15 protein-coding genes and 1 pseudogene are annotated in these 16,058 nt (G+C 69.8%); 6 read left to right on the top strand and 10 right to left on the bottom strand.

Features of this window, described 5'->3' with window-relative positions; all coding sequences use genetic code 11:
• Positions 1–55 precede the first annotated feature (55 nt).
• Entirely contained in the window at positions 56–2,275 is a 2,220-nt protein-coding gene (locus ACIPRD_RS08220; protein ID WP_401561145.1) for an RHS repeat-associated core domain-containing protein, read from the top strand.
• Between the two features lies 1 nt (position 2,276).
• Positions 2,277–2,672: a hypothetical protein gene (locus ACIPRD_RS08215; protein WP_401561142.1), complete on the top strand. Its 396-nt coding sequence runs from the start codon at positions 2,277–2,279 to the stop codon at positions 2,670–2,672.
• 97 nt (positions 2,673–2,769) lie between these two features.
• Here ACIPRD_RS08215 and ACIPRD_RS08210 read toward each other — a convergent pair.
• The 5 genes and pseudogenes from ACIPRD_RS08210 to ACIPRD_RS08190 all read right to left on the bottom strand — a co-directional run.
• A pseudogene (locus tag ACIPRD_RS08210) lies at positions 2,770–3,357 on the bottom strand (site-specific integrase); the annotation flags it as partial.
• A 105-nt stretch (positions 3,358–3,462) separates the two neighbouring features.
• Positions 3,463–5,301 carry a GMC family oxidoreductase N-terminal domain-containing protein gene (locus ACIPRD_RS08205; protein WP_401561139.1) on the bottom strand — a complete coding sequence of 613 codons (1,839 nt, stop codon included), beginning with the start codon at positions 5,299–5,301 and terminating at the stop codon, positions 3,463–3,465.
• Positions 5,298–6,812 carry a hypothetical protein gene (locus ACIPRD_RS08200; protein ID WP_401561136.1) on the bottom strand — a complete coding sequence of 505 codons (1,515 nt, stop codon included), beginning with the start codon at positions 6,810–6,812 and terminating at the stop codon, positions 5,298–5,300. The genes ACIPRD_RS08205 and ACIPRD_RS08200 overlap by 4 nt, the downstream gene beginning before the upstream one ends.
• Positions 6,809–7,507, bottom strand: a complete 699-nt coding sequence (locus tag ACIPRD_RS08195; RefSeq protein WP_401561133.1) for a FadR/GntR family transcriptional regulator — start codon at positions 7,505–7,507, stop codon at positions 6,809–6,811. The genes ACIPRD_RS08200 and ACIPRD_RS08195 overlap by 4 nt, the downstream gene beginning before the upstream one ends.
• Positions 7,508–7,588: 81 nt before the next feature.
• Positions 7,589–7,723 (bottom strand): hypothetical protein, encoded by a 135-nt coding sequence (locus ACIPRD_RS08190; protein ID WP_401561130.1) that lies wholly within the window; start codon positions 7,721–7,723, stop codon positions 7,589–7,591.
• Between the two features lie 66 nt (positions 7,724–7,789).
• On the opposite strand from ACIPRD_RS08190, the gene ACIPRD_RS08185 reads away from it, so the two are divergent.
• Positions 7,790–8,440: a superoxide dismutase gene (locus ACIPRD_RS08185; RefSeq protein ID WP_401561128.1), complete on the top strand. Its 651-nt coding sequence runs from the start codon at positions 7,790–7,792 to the stop codon at positions 8,438–8,440.
• A gap of 263 nt (positions 8,441–8,703) precedes the next feature.
• On the opposite strand, the gene ACIPRD_RS08180 is transcribed toward ACIPRD_RS08185, so the two are convergent.
• Complete coding sequence (locus tag ACIPRD_RS08180; RefSeq protein WP_401561125.1) at positions 8,704–9,099, bottom strand: helix-turn-helix domain-containing protein; 396 nt, start codon at positions 9,097–9,099, stop codon at positions 8,704–8,706.
• Here ACIPRD_RS08180 and ACIPRD_RS08175 point away from each other — a divergent pair.
• Positions 9,020–9,478, top strand: a complete 459-nt coding sequence (locus tag ACIPRD_RS08175) for an SDR family NAD(P)-dependent oxidoreductase (protein ID WP_401561123.1) — start codon at positions 9,020–9,022, stop codon at positions 9,476–9,478. The two genes, ACIPRD_RS08180 and ACIPRD_RS08175, sit on opposite strands and share 80 nt — an antisense overlap.
• 74 nt (positions 9,479–9,552) lie before the next feature.
• On the opposite strand, the gene ACIPRD_RS08170 is transcribed toward ACIPRD_RS08175, so the two are convergent.
• Entirely contained in the window at positions 9,553–10,902 is a 1,350-nt protein-coding gene (locus tag ACIPRD_RS08170; protein WP_401561120.1) for an NAD(P)-binding domain-containing protein, read from the bottom strand.
• Positions 10,903–11,017: 115 nt separating this feature from the next.
• Complete coding sequence (locus ACIPRD_RS08165; RefSeq protein ID WP_401561118.1) at positions 11,018–12,610, bottom strand: APC family permease; 1,593 nt, start codon at positions 12,608–12,610, stop codon at positions 11,018–11,020.
• Between the two features lie 245 nt (positions 12,611–12,855).
• Here ACIPRD_RS08165 and ACIPRD_RS08160 point away from each other — a divergent pair, with 245 nt between their 5' ends.
• A complete protein-coding gene (locus ACIPRD_RS08160) occupies positions 12,856–13,581 on the top strand; it encodes an SMI1/KNR4 family protein (protein ID WP_401561115.1) in 726 nt (241 codons plus the stop codon).
• 66 nt (positions 13,582–13,647) lie between these two features.
• Here ACIPRD_RS08160 and ACIPRD_RS08155 read toward each other — a convergent pair whose 3' ends face one another.
• Positions 13,648–14,136 (bottom strand): MarR family winged helix-turn-helix transcriptional regulator, encoded by a 489-nt coding sequence (locus ACIPRD_RS08155; RefSeq protein WP_401561112.1) that lies wholly within the window; start codon positions 14,134–14,136, stop codon positions 13,648–13,650.
• 199 nt (positions 14,137–14,335) lie between these two features.
• Complete coding sequence (locus ACIPRD_RS08150; protein WP_401561109.1) at positions 14,336–14,947, bottom strand: helix-turn-helix domain-containing protein; 612 nt, start codon at positions 14,945–14,947, stop codon at positions 14,336–14,338.
• Between the two features lie 276 nt (positions 14,948–15,223).
• On the opposite strand from ACIPRD_RS08150, the gene ACIPRD_RS08145 reads away from it, so the two are divergent.
• Positions 15,224–15,829: a hypothetical protein gene (locus tag ACIPRD_RS08145; RefSeq protein ID WP_401561106.1), complete on the top strand. Its 606-nt coding sequence runs from the start codon at positions 15,224–15,226 to the stop codon at positions 15,827–15,829.
• The last annotated feature ends 229 nt before the right edge of the window (positions 15,830–16,058 follow it).

The raw sequence follows: 16,058 nt of genomic DNA, 5'->3' as shown, positions 1-16,058 counted from the left end.
CTGGACCGCCACGGACGGCTGCGCGGCCACCCCCGCGCCGGGGTCCTCCTCCACGGTGGGCGGCCCGTCCGCGTACTGGCAGTCGTGGTCCTACGACAGCACCGGTGCACGCAGCATCCAGGTCGACCACGACCCGTCGGGCAACACCTCGCACGACGCGACGTCCACCTACACCCCGGTCGCGGCCGGAAAGGGCCCTGCCCACGCCGTGGACCACGTGGACACGGTGGTACCGGGCGACTCGGCCTCGAACACCACCGACAGCTACACCTACGACGCCGACGGCAACGCCACGAGCCGCACCACCCGGGCGGGCACCGACACCCTCACATACGACGACGAGGGCGACCTGACGGAGCTGTCCTCCACGGGCACGGCCGGCGACACCACATACCTCTACGACGCCGACGGCAACCTCCTGCTCCACCGTGGCCCCGGCGCCACCACCCTCTACACCGGTGACGAGGAGATCACCCTCAAGAAGAACGCGACCGGCTGCGACGGGGTGCGCTACATCTCCCTCGGCGGCCAGACGGTGGCCACGCACTCCTCCGACGGCAAGTTCACCTATCTGATCCCCGACCGGCAGGGCACCGGCACGCTGGCCGTCGACTCCCAGACACAGGCGGTCACCCGGCGCCAGTTCAAGCCCTTCGGCGAGTCGCGCGACCAGACCGGCACCTGGACCGCGGGGCAGCGCGGCTACGTCGGCGGCACCGAGGACGACAACACGGGCCTGACCAACCTCGGCGCCCGCGAGTACGACCCCGGCATCGGCCGCTTCCTCTCCCCCGACCCGCTGCTGGACACCGGCGACCCGCAGTCCTGGAACGCCTACGACTACTCGGACGACACCCCGGTCACCGAGTCCGACCCGTCCGGCCTGTGCATGGCCGACCAGTGCGGCGTCGGCTACCCCATCGGCGGCACCGGAACCGGCCCGAACAACCCCAAGCGCTACGTCACCACCGGCCCAGTCGACCCCGGCGGCCCGAACCGCACGTACTGCCACAGCGGCCAGTGCACGGACGGACACGCGCTCGGCGGGGGCAAGGGTGCCGGCGGGGGCAACATCAGCAAGAAGACATACGACCCGCAGGCCGAGGCGAAGGCCCTGCAGCGAGCCAAGTCCACCGCGAACGCGGCGGCGGCAGCGGCGAAGAAGCAGGCGTCCGGCCTCACGCACCGCCTGCTGAGCCTGGTCGCGGACGTCATCGGGCTCACCGACGCCTACAACTGCTTCACCAAGGGCGACGTGATGGGCTGCATCAACACAGCCCTGACCTTCGTCCCCTGGGGCAAGGTGTTCAAGGCGGTGAAGGTCGGTATAGAGGCGTTCAAGGTCTGGCGGGAACTGGACCGCGCCTACGCGGCTGTCAAGGATGCCGAGGAGGCCGCGAAACTCGCTGACGGCGCGCTGGAGGCGGAGCGCGCGGCCGCCGCCGCGGAGAGCGCCGGTGCCGAGGAAGGCAGCTGCCTGGCATCGGCAGCCCACAGCTTCACCGCCGGCACCCCGGTCCGCCTGGCCAACGGCACCTCACGTGCGATCAGCAAGCTGAAGGCCGGCGACACCGTCCTGGCGACGGACCCGCAGACCGGCGTCACGATGCCGGAGAAGGTCAAGCGGGTCATCGTCACCCGGACGGACAAGGAGTTCACCACCCTCACCCTGCAGACGGCCCCCACCCGCGGGCCGCCGCACACCGCCACCCTCACCACCACCTGGCACCACCCCTTCTGCGACGCCGACCACCACCGCTGGACCGAGGCTCACGACCTCACCCCCGGCACCCATCTCCGCACCCCCACCGGCACGGTCACCCTCACCACCGTCCACAACTCCCACCAACACCAGGTCACCTACGACCTGACCATCAACAACCTGCATACGTACTATGTGCTGGCGGGCGCCACACCGGTCCTCGTTCACAATTGCGGTCCGGGCGGCCCGGAGTTTGGCCAGCCGTGCACCTGCAGTTCCGATCAGAGCTTTGCGAGGCTCGGAACCAGCAAGGAAAGTACTGGCCGACTCTCCACTCAAGCACAAAAGGCGGAAGAGAACCCGAAGTCATTCGGTCACGGACTTTCGGTGCGAGCGGTCGACGGTCCGGTTGAGGGTGCATCTGTAGCAACCAAGGAGCAAATAGAAGCAGCAGGGTTCTCACTAATCTTCACCCCCACTCGAAATCTACCGATGCATCACACCCTGATAATCCCTAAACCGGTAGACTCGACAGTTCAAAGAGGGTTCAATACAGTGTTTGGGCGGAGGTAGGGTGAGCGAGAGTTCTACAGAACAGCTTGACCAGCTGCAGGTTCTGGTCATCTTCGATTGGCGTGATGGGCCAATCGAAGGGATCGTGAGGCGTGAGAGCGGCGACGCCTGCTGGTACTTCAAACTGTTCGCAGAGCGGCTGGAAACCGAGACTCTCGACGATCGACTTTTCGCCCTCTGGGCCATTCCGGGTTCGAATAGCTCAATCCTGTGTGAAGAGTTCGGAGGGAATGGTCAGGGCGGCTACGTTTGGCCGGTATCTGGCGGGCTCGGTTCGGCCAGGGCGCGCAGCATCGTCGACGAGCTACTGTCTGCCAGGTCAGGATCGCCGAATCTGATCATGCGAACTCCGGATTTTGTTGCGATATTCGGCGTTTGGAATGTGGCACTGGACTGACCAATAGCGGCAAAATGTGAGAGGCCCCACCGAGATTGATTCTGGTGGGGCCTCTCGTGTGTGTTGGGGCCTTTGACGGCAGTAGTTGACGGCAACGTCAGCGGATGGGGGCTGCACGGAGCGGTGGCCCGTCGCGGTCGTCGCGTTGGCAGGTGGCCTCGTTCGAGAGCTGGAGAGCATGGCTGAGTAGGTCGATGGCGTTGCGCTGGAGGCGGAGTCTGACGTGGGCGTAGACGGTGGCGGTGACGCCGATGTGGGCGTGGCCGAGGAGCTCTTTGATCACGACGAGTTCGACGCTTTGCTCCAGGAGCAGGGTGGCGGTGGAGTGCCGTAGGTCGTGGAAGCGGATGCGGCGGAGCCCTGCCCGATCGAGGAGGGCACGGAAGCTGCGATTGAGGTTCGCGGGATCGATGGGCCCACCTGCCTGTGTGGTGAAGACGAGGCCGTTGTTCTTCCATCCCTTCTCTGCCGCTTCGCGTTCTCCTTCCTGACCTTCCCGGTGTTCCTTCAACGAGTGGACGCACTCGCTGGGAAGGGCGATGCGTCGTTCGGATGCGCGGGTCTTGGTGGGCAGGGCAGTCAGCCCGCCGGTCTGGGTCCGCTGGAGGGTGCGCCGGATGTTGGCGGTGCCAGCACTGAGGTCGATGTCTTCCCACTGGAGGCCGAGGAGGCGGCGCCGCCTGACCAGTTCCCCGGCCGCCTCCCGCACCCCACCGGCTTCCGCGCCAGCGGATGCTGGAACCCGGCTTCACGCAGGCGGCCTGGCTTGGATTCCACGTCCTTCCGTCCCTCACCCGCGAGCCGACACCTCCTCCTCCGCAAGCGCCAAGACCGCTGCCATGATGCTCAGTTGGGGATTCACCTGGGGGCAGCTGGGGAGTACGGAGGCGTCCGCGATCAGGACTCCGTGTACTCCGCGGAGCCGGCCTCGCGGGTCGGCCGGGAAGCGTTGGGGGTCCGCGCCCGCGGCGACCGTGCCGGTGGGGTGGTAGGCAGACAGATGGAGTTGTCGTGCGCTCGTGCCGGCGAGGACCGCGTCCAGTTCCGTGAGGCTGCGGACGCGGGGGGTGGTGGGGATGCCGGTGAGCACCTCGACGGCTCCCGCGGCGAACAGCAGCTCGGCCATGCGTCGGACGGCCAGGACCAGTCGGCCCGCGTCCCGGCGGTCCAGGTCGTAGCGCACCAGCGTGCGGTCTCGGCCCAGGACACGGCCGGAAGGACGGTCGGCGATCATCGCGCCGAGCGTGGCGAGGTGGTCCGCGTTCTCCAGTTCGCGGCGCAGTTCGGCACCCAGGCCGGGGAGGACGAAGGAGCCCATGCCGGGTGGGGTCGCGGTGGCCTCGATGAGCACGCCGTGCGCGTGATGCTCCTCCACGCCGACGCTCTGCAGCACACCCTTCCATGCCGTGACCGGTTCGGCGAAGCGTCCGGCGACGCTCGTGGCCGGGTGGACGCTCAGGTTGCGGCCGAGGCGAGGATGCCGGCCGAGACCCGAGCGACGCAGGAGCGGCGGTGACTGCAGCGCGCCCGCCGCGACGACGACGAGGGGTGCGAGGATCTCCGACCCGCCTCCCTCCCGTCGTACGCGCACCCCCGCCGCGCGCGGTCCTCCGGGCCGGTCGGTGTCGACGAGGATGCGCTCGACCCGGGCTCCGGTGACGATGCGGGCTCCGGCGGCGCACGCGTCGGGCAGCACGGAGAGCTGCACACTCTGTTTGGCGCCCGTCGGGCAGCCCACCACGCACTGGCAGGAGCCCTGGCAGCCGGGCGCGTTGCGGCGCAACGGCGCGGCCTGCCAGCCGAGCCGGCGCGCTCCCTTCAGCGCGATGCGGCCGTTGTCGCCGAGGACGTCGACCGGTTGGGTGGCCACCCGCAGGGTGCGCTCGGCCTCGTCGAGATGGCGGTCGAGACCGTCGGAGGGTGCGAATCCGAAGTCTTTGCTCCAGCGGTCCAGGACATGTCGTGGAGTGCGGTAGCAGGTACCGGAGTTGACGACCGTGGTGCCTCCGACGGCGCGGCCCGTCGGCAGCAGCAGCGGTGGGTCGCCGACGGTGATGGTCGCTCCGCCGTCCCGGTAGAGCTCGGAGAACCGGTCCAGAGGGGTGCGCCGGCCGAAGGACTCGGTGGAGTGGTGCCGGCCCTCTTCGAGTACCACGACGTCGAGCCCGGCCCGGGCCAGGGTCCGCGCGGCCATGGCCCCGCCCGCGCCCGAGCCGATGACGACGGCGTCGGCGGTGGAGCGGGCGGGCCAGTGCTCGGCGGGTGTCAGGTCGAGCGGCGGGTCGGGGCGCATGGGACCGCGCGGCGCGGGACCGTCCTCCAGCATCCGTTCCGTGCCGGCCGCCAGCAGGACGGGCACCTTGAGCACGTCCAGGAGGGGCAACAGTGCGGGCCGCGCTGCCAGTTCGCCCAGTACGGACTCCCTCTCGGGCGCGGTGAGCGCGCTCAGGGCGCGTCCGGTGCGGGCCAGGGCGTAGGCGTCCACGGCTCGCGCTCCGGCCCGCAGGCCGTCCCGGGCGGGAAGGGGCACCGTCGCGAGGAACGACTCCAGTCTGGCGGGGACGCGCCGGGTCCACTCGGTGGTGCCGTCGTCGGCGAGGAGGGCGGACACGAGACCGGTGAGGCTCATCGTGTACCCACCTCCGCGTGGGCGGTGCCCCGGAGCGTCCATTCCGCCTCGGTGCGCCAACCGCCGAACCACCAGCGCTCCAGCAGGACGTGCGCGTCGGCGCGTTCGCTGTTGTGGCACGTCGCGTGCCGGCCGTCGGGGTCGGTGTAGTCGAGGGCGAGCGTGCGGTCCTCCGGCTGGGTGACCTCGACCCGTATCCGGCGCAGGCCGGCACGGCCGGTGACCGTCCAGGTGGGCAGCGCGATGCAGGCACGGAAGCGCCCGACTCCGGCCCAGCCGAAAGCGGGGCGTTCGGGGCGGCGTGGCCAGTCGCGGCCCTGCCGGCGCAGCCGGAGGAACACCAGCGGGGGAAGCCTGCGCAGGCCCGGGCGCATCGAGACGGCGGCGACGATCTCCAGGACGTCTCCGCCGCCGAGGTCGGCGTGCAGCCAGGACCAGCGCCGGGCGTTGCCGTGGCCGTAGATCCGGGCGGACGCTCCCGGGGCTTCGGTGAGCGTCAGCGTCGTCCCGTCATGGGTGAAGGTGCCGTCGTACAGGGCCCTGGCGGCGGGGAGCATCTGGGCGGCCGGCAGCAGGGGGTGGCGCCAGGACCAGCGGGGAAAGGTGAACAGCGGCTCGTCCGTGGGCCGTTCGGTGAGGTTCCAGCGCAGGGCGTCACCTTCGGCCGTTCCGGACAGATGTCCGGGCCGCGCTGTGGCCCCGTCGGCGCTGAAGCCGGACTCCGCGGGCGTCCACGGGGCTGGTCCGAACCGGGCGTGCCGGACGGGGCCGCTCTTGGGGAACACCGCTGCCCAGCCGTGTGCGTAGGGCTCGGATCCGTCTTCGGGCGCGACCAGTTCGTGGTGCAGCCACAGTCCGGTGCCGGTGGCCGGGTCGGTGACGGTGGTGTACCAGACCTCGGTTCGGCCCGGCTCGCCGTGCCAGCGGGGAGCGAGGAACCCGTCCGGTTCCTCCCGGCGTGGGAAGCGGAAACCGGCCAGGAAGGGCAGGAGTTGTGTGGTCAGCGGGAAGCGAAGGGTGCCGGTGCCGATCGGTACGCCGTCCTCGTGGAGGGTGTACGGCAGCACGGTCATCGAGGTCAGGGGCCTGCGCCAGTCGATGGACTTCCAGCCGTCCAGGACGATTTCACGGCCGTCGGCGGTGAACGCGATGCGATAGCGGATGCGGCGTCGCGCGAGCGGCGATATCTCCAACTCGCCTTCCGCACTGGGGTCGTCCGCCAGGCCCGCGATGCGTATCCGGCCGGTGGCGCGGGCCTCGGTCGTACCGAGGAGCCGCAGGACGCGGTCCGCCGACACCGTGAGGTCGAGGCGGACCCGTCGGGTGCGGTCCTCGCCGTCGAGCCGGACCGTGCCGAGCATCGTCTCGCGGAACTCGGTGCCGCGGCCCGGTGAATCGGTGCGCGTGGGCGAACCGGTGCTCGTAACCGACCCGGTGCGCGTGGGCGAACCGGGCTGCGTGGGCGAGCCGGTGCTCGTGGCTGTGGTCGGCGTCCTGGGCGTGTTGCTCATACAAGTCCCTCCAGCATGATCCGCTCGGTCGCTGTCAGATACCGCTCGGCGGCGCGCCGGGCACCGGCCTCGTCGCCGGCCGTCACCGCGTCGACGACAGGCTGCAGGCGCTCGCGGGCCATCCGCGCGTCGCCGAACGGGCCCCTGAGCGCGGCACGTACCGGCATGTAGGCGTTGAAGAGCGTGTTGGTCAGCAGGACGTAGACGCGGTTGCCGGTGGCGCGGGCCAGGGCGCGGTGGACCTCGACGTCCGCGAGCTGCACGGCATCGGCGTCCGCCGCGTCCCCCACGGCCGCGAGCAGCGTGCGCAGTTCGGCCCGCTGCCGTTCGGACGCACGGGCCGCGGCGCGTTCGGCGATCAACGCGCCTATACTGCGGCGCACTTCGAAGACCTCGCCGATCCAGTCGGGGCTGTGCCGCACGAGCATCGGGAGCAGGTCGGCGCCGCCGAGGCGCAGATAGTCCCGTACACGGGTGCCGACACCGTGCCGGGTCTCCAGGAGACCGGCCTGCATCAGCCGTCCGAACGCGTGCTTGAGGGTGGTCCGGGTGACGCCGTAACCGTCGGCGAGCGCGCGCTCGGGCGGCAGGTAACTGCCCGCGGGGTGGCGTCCGGCGAGAATCTCCTCACGCAGACGGTTCTCCAGCACATCGACGATGGTCTCGCGGGGCAGCGCCTCCACGTAGTCCTCCATTGGCTCAGTGGATGAGCCACTCAACCAACGCCGGCCCGTGGAGTCAACGCCCGTGCACGAACGGGGCTCTCGTGTTGTTGCTCAGGCTCGCCGCTCCAGTGCCGCCGTGAAGCCGGGACGCCGCGCGTTGCCGGGGAGTCGCGCGTTGCCGGGGAGTCGCCCGCTGCGGACGATTCCCGCGCCGGCCGGGTGACACGACGACTCGATGTCGAGCACGATCACTCTTCTTGCTGTTAATGTGCACTTGCACACTGTTCGCAATAACGTCGGAGGACGTTCGACATGGCGCTTTACACGCTCCCTGAGCTGCCGTACGACTACTCGGCCCTCGCCCCCGTGATCAGCCCCGAGATCATCGAGCTGCACCACGACAAGCACCACGCGGCGTACGTGAAGGGCGCCAACACCGCGGTCGAGCAGCTCGCCGAGGCACGGGACCAGGAGCAGTGGGGCTGCATCAACGGCCTGGAGAAGAACCTGGCCTTCAACCTCTCCGGCCACGTCCTGCACAGCATCTACTGGCAGAACATGACCAGCCCGAAGGACGGCGGCGCTGAGCCGCTGGCCCAGGACGGCGTGGGCGACCTCGCCGACGCGATCACCGAGTCCTTCGGCTCCTTCGCCGGCTTCAAGGCCCAGCTCACCAAGGCCGCCGCCACCACCCAGGGCTCCGGCTGGGGTGTGCTCGCGTACGAGCCGCTCAGCGGCCGCCTGATCGTCGAGCAGATCTACGACCACCAGGGCAACGTCGGCCAGGGATCCACCCCGGTCCTCGTCTTCGACGCCTGGGAGCACGCCTTCTACCTCCAGTACAAGAACCAGAAGGTCGACTTCATCGACGCCATGTGGGCCGTCGTCAACTGGCAGGACGTGGCCGAGCGCTACGCCGCCGCCAAGGAGCGCGGCGACGCCATGCTGCTGCCGCGGCGCTGACCGCACGCCCCTCACGGATGTCCTGCTTGTGATCGTCTTCTCACCCTTCACCGGCAGGCTGCGAAAAGAAGGGCTCCCGCGCGTACTGCACGCGCGGGAGCCCTTCGGCACGTGCGGCTTCGTCCGGCGCGAGAAGAGCAGCACGAGGAGGCCGGGCGTCACGAGCAGAGCCAGGGGTTCCGGGGGTCCGGGGGTACCGGGGGTACCGGGGGTTCCGGGAGTTCGCGACCGGGGGCGGGCCGGCGAAGGCCGCGGTCACGGGCTCAACGGGGATCCGGCCTGGAGGAGCGTGCGTATTCCGCGGGAGTGCGGCCGTACTGCTTCTTGAAGGCCCGGATGAAGTGACTCCTGTCGGAGAACTGCCAGTAGGCGGCGAGCTCCGAGAGGCTCAGCCCACGGGCGGCCCCGGCGAGGGCCAGCCGAGCCTCCTCCAGGCGCTTGCGCCGCACATAGGACATGATCGACTCGTCCGTCACCGCGAAGGCTCGCTGCAACGTGCGTACCGAGACATGGAGTTCCCGGGCCAGCGTCTCCGGAGAGAGCTCGGGATCCGCGAGGCGGGCATCGGCGAGATCCTCCATGATGCGCACCAACGTGGACGGCGTCTTCTTCGCCTCGCGAGCGGCACTGCCCCACTTGGCCGTGACGCGTGGATGCATCGTCAACGTGGGGGCCGTGTCCGCGCTCGGCGGTGACTGGGGGCAGGCCGCCTACAACATGACCAAGGCCGCGGTCAGGAACCTCACCAGCGCGATGGCGCTCGATCACGGTGATGAGATCAGGGTCAACGCCGTTCATCCGGGGGTGACCCTCACCAAGCCGTACTACCGCGCCGCACTGGCGGAAGGGACGCCACTGAGGAAGCGCTTCGCCGAGCGCGTCCCGATGGGCCGACCGGCCGAGCCGGAGGAGGTGGCGGCCGTCATCGCCTTCCTCGCCGGCCCCGACGCCGGTTATCTCAATGGCGTGCACATACCCGTCGACGGAGGCCTCACCGCGTCCAACGGTCAGACCGACCTGTACAGAAGTGATGAATGACGTCCGCATGGGGCCGGCACCCGGTGGCGTCCCGGGTCGCGACTCCGGCAGGCACGTCCCGACGCGCTCTGAACTCACCTGCGCGAAGCGGAGTTTCTCCGGTAGACGGACGGCCGGACACCCGAGTGACGCAGAAACGCAGCCGACAGGGGCCCGGGTCCGGAGAAGCCACATCGTTCAGCGATCTGCTTGATGGTGAGGGTGGAATCCGCAAGCAACCGCTGTGCCAGCGCGATGCGGAGGTGCGTGAGATAGCGATACGGTGTCTCGCCCGTGGCGAGCCTGAAGACGCGGAGGAAGTGGTAGACGCTCAGGTGCACTTCGGCGGCGATGTCGGCCAGGGTGAGCGGCTCGGCCAAACGGTCCCGCATGATGGCGACGGCTTTGCGTACGGCGGCGTGCCCGTCGTCCCAGGCGTCCGGTCCCGGACTGCCGGACAGGAGTGCGGGAACGCCGTGTGCACCGGCCGGCGTGCGCGAAGCGACTTCGCCGCCCACAGCGCCGGTACACCTCGCGGAGCCGTCGAAGTCGTCCGCGTCCGGCGCCCTTCGGGAGTGCCTCTCGGTGGTCTCGGTGGTGTCGGCGGAGAACGCGGTACCGAGCAGGTGGTGCAACGGGCCGCCGGGATCGTGTTCGAGTTTCAGCACTGCCACCAGCTGATCGATGTCGAGACTCCGGCCGGCGGCGGGAGAGGAGTCTCCGACCGCTGCCTGGTCCATGAGTACGCCGAGCGCGTCCTTGAACATGTTCCCGGCCTGCCCGGCGCCTGAGGCGCCGAGATGCGCGATGCAGGCGGAGAAGGACCGGAAGACGGGCAGGCACCGTTCCACGGCGTCGCGGGGCCCGCCGACCATCGTGGTCAGACGCCTCTCCCCGGCCGCCGAGGGCGCGCCGCTCACCGGGGCGTCGACGACCATCACGCCGCTGCCTGCGCACAGGTCGCCGAGCAGCATCGCGGTGGCCGGCGAGCCGGAACCGTGGTCGACCACCACGGTTCCCGGGCGCAGGCGGGGCAGCATCCGCTCGACCAGCTTCACGACGCCCCTGTCCGTTCCCACGCGCAGCGCGACGACATCGCATGCCGCGGCCAAGTCCTCCAGCGTGTCCAGGGCCTCGTGGGGCACCCCCGCAGCAGGCTCCCGCGAGGTGCGGCGGCGGGCCAGGAGACACAGCGGGAACCCCGCCTCGCCGATGGCACGCGCCATCTCCAGACCCGGACCGCTGAGCCCGATGAACCCGACGACCGGTAAGCGCGACGCCCCTCGTTCTCCGCTCACGTCGACATACCCACCCTCCTCCACCTGGCGATCCACGGCACGGGACTGCGCTCCCCGCCCCACCCCGATCCGGACGAAGTCCCTGGTACACCCTGCCTCTTGAACCGTAGACAGCGACGGTCGGCGGGAGGTGGACCAGAGCGCCACGGTCGGAGAAGGAGAGCGTCACGGGTGACCGGCGGCGGCACTGCAGTGAGGGCAGGCAGCCGGCGGACGGGGAATGCTCTCCGGGAGGGAGCGGGGACGATCGGTTCGGACGCGTTCAGCGGGTCGCCAGATCGCTCTCGACGGCTTCGACCGCGGGCTCCGGCGCCTCGGGCCCGGAGAAGGAGCCGCTCCGGGTTCCCCAACGGTAGAAGGCGAGGGAACTGACCGCCACGAGTGCCATGTCCCAGCCGTACGGCACCAGGCCATGGCCACCGAATTCGCCGCTGCCCGCCGCCGACAGCAGCGCCTCCCACATCAGGTACGCGGGGAGCCAGATCCCGGAGCGGAGATGGCGGCCGAAATCGGCGAAACCACCCTTGGACTGGTAGAAGAAGTAGACCGGCAACCCCACCACCATGATCAGGATCACCTGGCCGGTCAGCGGCCAACGGGACCAGTACAGCACCTCGGAGGCGAGCACGAACGCGGCCGGGGCCAGCACGGGAAGGGCCTTGAGCCGGAGCGGCCGGGCGAGACCGGGGGCCGTACGGCGGAGCACCACCACGCACACCGGGCCGGTCACGTAGGAGATGACGGTGGCCACCCCGATCACCGCGGACAGCGTGCCCCAACCGCGGAACACGCACAGGAACACGAACGAGACCACCAGGTTCAGCCACATCGCCGGCCGGGGAACCCCGTAGCGGGGGTGGAGCTGCCCGAGGACCTTGGGAAGGTGCCCCTGCTCGCTCATGCCCTGGATCATGCGTGCCGTCGTCGCGGTGTACGTCATGCCGGTGCCCGAGGGCGAGACGAAGGCATCCCCGTAGAGCAGCACAGCGAGCCAGTTCAGGTTCACGGCCAGGGCCAGATCCGCGAAGGGCGAACTGAAGTCCACCCCTTCCCAGCCGTCCAGCAGATCGTGTCCGGGCACCGCGCCGATGAAGGCGATCTGCAGGCCGACGTAGACGACGGCCGCGACCAGGACGGAACCGATGACGGCGAGAGGCACGTTGCGGCCGGGGTCGCGCGCTTCGCCTGCCATGTTCACGGGGCTCTGGAAGCCGTTGAACGCGAAGACGATGCCGGACGTGGCCACCGCGGTGAGTACCGCGGAAATGCCGTGGGGAGCGAATCCGCCGTGCTGGTGGAAGTTGCCGCTGTGGAATCCCGAAGAGATCAAGGCCACCGCGGTGACGGCGGGAATGACGAACTTGAACACCGTGATGAAGCTGTTGGCGCGCGAAAACGCCTTGACCGTCCAGTAGTTGATGAAGAAGTAGAACACGACGAGAACCGCCGCGACAGCGAGGCCGGTCGGCCGCAGGGTGTGTCCGTCGTACATCTGCCGCGCCCAGTGCCACTTCCACGAGGCCATGTACTGGGCGGAGGCCTGCGCCTCGATGGGGATGACGGAGACGATGGCGATCCAGTTGGCCCAGCCGCCGATGAAACCGGCGAGAGAGCCGTGGGAGTACTGCGCGTATCGCACCATGCCGCCGGACTGCGGGAACATGGCGCCGAGTTCCATGTACGAGGACGCGATCAGCAGGATGACCACAGCGCCGATGAGCCAGGCCACAATCGCGGCTGGGCCGGCCACCCTCGCTGCCTTCCACGCTCCGAAGAGCCAGCCGGATCCGATGATCGAGCCCAGCCCGGTCATGAACAGGGCCGGCAAACCCATGGAACGGCGAGAATCCGTCATAGCGATATCTTCTCTCCACTCGATCGAGACGGGTGGGCGCGTGGAAAGAGGCTGCGTCAAAGAGAGACGCATAGCGGAAAGATGCCAGAATCCGAGGAAGCGCTCACGGGAATCAGCTTCCCCTTCGCCTGACCGCGCGTCCAATAAGCGTTCGCCTGGATCCGATAAACAGCGTTTATGGGGGCATGCCCCACCTCGGCCCTCCCTGGCGCGGCGCACTCACTCGGGTCCGATAACGTCCCGGCATGACAGAAGAGTTCGACCTTGCCGCGTCACTTGCCAGGAGCCTCGAAGGCCGTCGTGGTGCGTGGAGCTTCGTCCAGGGGTTCGCCGGCCACTGGGCCGGGGCCCTGCAGACCGGTGACGGGTGGGCGGAGGCCGATTTGGTCGCCGCCGAGGAAAGGCTGGGTGTCCGGCTGCCGTTGGCGTTGCGTGAGGCGTATCTGCTGTTCGGGCGCCGTCCAGATCTCACCAGCAACCACGATGTACTGCTCGGCCCTGCCGAGTTGTATGTGGACGACGCCGAGGAGGCCCTGGTCTTCCGTCACGAGAACCAGGGAGCGGCGTCCTGGGGCATCCTGCTCGGCAGCCTCCACGATGACGACCCCGCGGTGTTCATACGGCCCGACCTCGCCGACAAGAGCGCCGAGCGGTGGGAGGGCTGGCTGGAGCGTCTTTCTCTCTGCTTCGTCGAGATCGTGCTGTCCGAGTCCCTGCAGGCGGATCAGGTGCGCTCCGACTTCCTCGACCACGACGACGACAGCATCGCACTACTGGAGGAGAACGCCGTCCGCCTGCCGTTCCCCGCGTATCCGAGCTGCGAGGAGGACCCGGCGATCAGGTGGTTCCTGGGCCAGGACGTCCTGCTGCGCGACGACGGCATGGGTCTTCTGGCCCGCGGCCGGACGGCGGAAGACCTCGACCGTCTTCGTGACCTGATCCCTGGCGACTGGCTCGACGACCTCCGCTGACCGCGCCTTGGGCGTCTTTGCACGGGATCCAGTCCGGTCCAGGCCGTCGGTGTGAACCAGCCCGGTTCAGGCCGACGGCGTCGGGGCTGCCGCTTCACCGGCCGAGGCCGTGCGCTCGCGCTGCAACGCCTCCCCCAGGCGAGTCAGCGCCGTGCCCAGGTCCTTCCACTCGCCCTCGGCGAACACCTCGTGATCGTGGTCCGCGATCAACCGGGTTGCCTGCTCCAGCACCTCCGCACCATGGTCCGTCAGCTCGATCACGGCTGCGCGGCCCTGTCCCCCGCTCCCGACGGTGGCGACATGACCCTCGGAGATCAGCGCGTCGATGATCGGATGCAGGCTCTGCACCTTGATGCCCGCCCGCCGCGCCAGCGCGCTGAACGAGATGCCCGGATCACGGCGCAGATGCCCCAGGAGGCCCAGGCGTCGCAAGGACAGCCCGATGCCCTTCAGCGAGTCCTCCACCCGTCCCTCCAGGGAGCGCCCCTGGAGGATCATGATCATCGTGGGACTCAACGGATATCGCGCCGTGCCGGCGTCCCCTGCGTCCGTCATTCACGTCTTCCTTCCCTGGCCATCGCGGAGCACTCCCACCGTATCGGAACAAACAGGTCGCCCGTCCGGCCTCGCCTCCTCGGGGATACGCGGCTGACGCCCCCGTTCACCTGGGCCTTTCTCCATGCCGCCGTGCATTCTGCATGCCACCGTGCACGCCCGTACAGGGCCGGGGCCGCGAATGCCGGGGGCGACCGGTCTACGCCGGGGTGCCGGAAGTCCTAGGGGGCGTCTCTTCGATCTTCGTGGACCAGGCCGCGGCGTCCGGTGCGGTGCCTCGGCGTGCGGCCGGACCGCCCTCGTACTGGGCGTACGTGGGCGGTTCGGCCGTGCGGCGAGGTGCCGTGCCGGACGTCGCGGACCCACGAAGATCGGGGAGACGCCCCCCAGGGCGGAGGATCTCCGACGGGGTGCGGCCGGCGAGCGTTCGCGCCGTACGGGTGAGATGAGACTGGTCGGCGAAGCCCGCGATGGCGGCCGCGGCGGCCGCGGAATCGTCGGGCAGTGCGGTCAGGGCGGTGCGCAGCATGGCCCACAGGCGAAGCCGCGGGAGCGGGACACCCACACGGTCGCGGACGAGTGTGCGCAGTCGCGGCCGGGAGAGCCCGACCTGGGCGGCGATCGCGCCGACCGTGACCGTGGCGGTGGACCCGGGGCGGGTGATCTCCCCGATCGCGTGGGCGACCCTGGGGTCGAGCGGGGCGCCCGTTCCGGCGAGGGCGACCAGCTCGGCGCGGGCCGCTTCCAGGTCGGCGCCGGGGCCGGGCCGGTCGAGGGCCGCGAGCACGCGGCCGGTCGCGGTCTCGTTCAAGCCGGTCGGGGTGCCCAGGCCGTTCGGCGCGGTCAAGCCCGTCAAGACGCCAGGGCCACTCCGGCTCGCCAGGCCACCCGGGCCGTTCAGGCCAACCGGACCGCTCGGACCTCTCAAGCCCGCCAGGCCGTTCAAGCCCGCCGGGCCGCTCAAGCCCGCCAGGCCGTTCAAGTCCCTCCGGCCGGTCGGGACGCTCAGGCCGCTCAAGCCGGTACCGGACCCCATCTCCCACGGGTCCAGGAAGAGGGCGACGTAGGCCGACGAGACGGCGCAGGTGTGGGCCAGCTGCGGCGGCACGATCACGCCGGGCGCCGCGACCGTGAGGTCGTCGCCGTAGCCGACCTCGACACCGCCACCGAGCGCGAGCACGACTTTCCACGCCGGGTGCCGGTGGGCACGTACCCGGAAGGCGCCGGACTCGGCGAACATCGTCGCCGCCGGGCCGGACGCGAAGTGGAGGCGGCGATCGTTTCGTTCAAGCGTCCACGCCCCGGTCGTCGGCACTGTCATGGCATGAATTCTCTTGCTGCCGCCGCCCTGGCGGCCTTCCTGATCGTCAACGGCGTCGCGCACTTCGTGTACCCGGACCGTGTCCGCCGGCTGGTCCCTTCCTGGCTGGGCCGCGCTCGGCTGCTCGTCGCCGCGGGCGGCGTCGCGCTGATCATCGACAGTGTTCTCCTCCTGACCCCGCGGAGCCGGGTGGCGGGCGGTTGGGGCGCCGCGGCAATGATCTCGGTCTTCGTCGTCGCGCATCTCGACGGGCTGGCCCGGACGGTGGCCCAACGGCCGCGTCGTACACGCCCGCTGGCAGGCGCGATCGCCAAGGTGGCTCTCAACCTTGCCTACATCGGATGGGCCGTCGCCGTCGCGACGGCGGTCTGAGTCCTGCGGCCCCGGAAAGTGATCCGCCGTCCGCCGCTGCCGTCGCCCCGACCGGGACGACGGCAGCCACTGATCCTCGCGAGATCGTCAACTCGCCTCTAGGGGGCGTCTCTTCGATCTTCGTGGAACAGGCCGCGGCGTCCGGTGCGGTGCCTCGGCGTGCGGCCGGACCGCCCTCGTACTGGGCGTACGTGGGCGGTTCGGCCGTGCGGCGAGGTGCCGTGCCGGA

It is taken from the genome of Streptomyces sp. NPDC090108, assembly GCF_044747185.1.
GTDB lineage: Bacteria > Actinomycetota > Actinomycetes > Streptomycetales > Streptomycetaceae > Streptomyces.
Note: the sequence above shows the minus strand (reverse complement) of the source record. Positions and strands in the feature narration are given on the sequence as shown.

Coding starts and splice junctions, on each gene's coding strand:
- ACIPRD_RS08165 (WP_401561118.1), bottom strand. CDS start 12,610: ATGACGGATTCTCGCCGTTCCATGGGTTTGCCGGCCCTGTTCATGACC.
- ACIPRD_RS08175 (WP_401561123.1), top strand. CDS start 9,020: ATGATGCGCACCAACGTGGACGGCGTCTTCTTCGCCTCGCGAGCGGCA.
- ACIPRD_RS08200 (WP_401561136.1), bottom strand. CDS start 6,812: ATGAGCAACACGCCCAGGACGCCGACCACAGCCACGAGCACCGGCTCG.
- ACIPRD_RS08195 (WP_401561133.1), bottom strand. CDS start 7,507: ATGGAGGACTACGTGGAGGCGCTGCCCCGCGAGACCATCGTCGATGTG.
- ACIPRD_RS08185 (WP_401561128.1), top strand. CDS start 7,790: ATGGCGCTTTACACGCTCCCTGAGCTGCCGTACGACTACTCGGCCCTC.
- ACIPRD_RS08155 (WP_401561112.1), bottom strand. CDS start 14,136: ATGACGGACGCAGGGGACGCCGGCACGGCGCGATATCCGTTGAGTCCC.
- ACIPRD_RS08160 (WP_401561115.1), top strand. CDS start 12,856: ATGACAGAAGAGTTCGACCTTGCCGCGTCACTTGCCAGGAGCCTCGAA.
- ACIPRD_RS08205 (WP_401561139.1), bottom strand. CDS start 5,301: ATGAGCCTCACCGGTCTCGTGTCCGCCCTCCTCGCCGACGACGGCACC.
- ACIPRD_RS08180 (WP_401561125.1), bottom strand. CDS start 9,099: ATGCATCCACGCGTCACGGCCAAGTGGGGCAGTGCCGCTCGCGAGGCG.